Annotated in this window: 1 protein-coding gene; it reads left to right on the top strand. The window is 58.1% G+C overall.

Annotated features, from left to right (window positions below):
* Positions 1 to 42: 42 nt before the first annotated feature.
* A partial coding sequence (locus tag SB764_RS40240; RefSeq protein WP_410866786.1) for a transposase occupies positions 43 to 272 on the top strand: 230 nt, incomplete at its 3' end.

Raw genomic sequence — 272 nt, 5'->3', positions numbered from 1 at the left:
AGCGTGTTAGGCACTTGCGGCCAGACCTGGTATCCTGGCCAGATGGCAAAACGCAGACCCTACCCGACGGATGTGTCGAATGAGGAATGGAGCTTTGCGGCTCCCTATCTGACTCTGATGAACACAGACGCACCGCAGCGCAGATACGAACTGCGCGAGATGTTCAATGCACTGCGCTGGATCGTGCGCGCGGGTGCGCCCTGGCGGATGTTGCCAAATGATTTTCCGCCGTGGGAACTGGTTTATCAGCAGACGCAACGCTGGATTCAGGC

The sequence above is a fragment of the Paraburkholderia sp. SIMBA_027 genome (genome assembly GCF_046535315.1).
Lineage (GTDB): Bacteria > Pseudomonadota > Gammaproteobacteria > Burkholderiales > Burkholderiaceae > Paraburkholderia > Paraburkholderia tropica.
The sequence above is the reverse complement of the archived record's forward strand: the minus strand, read 5'-3'. Positions and strand labels throughout refer to the sequence as shown.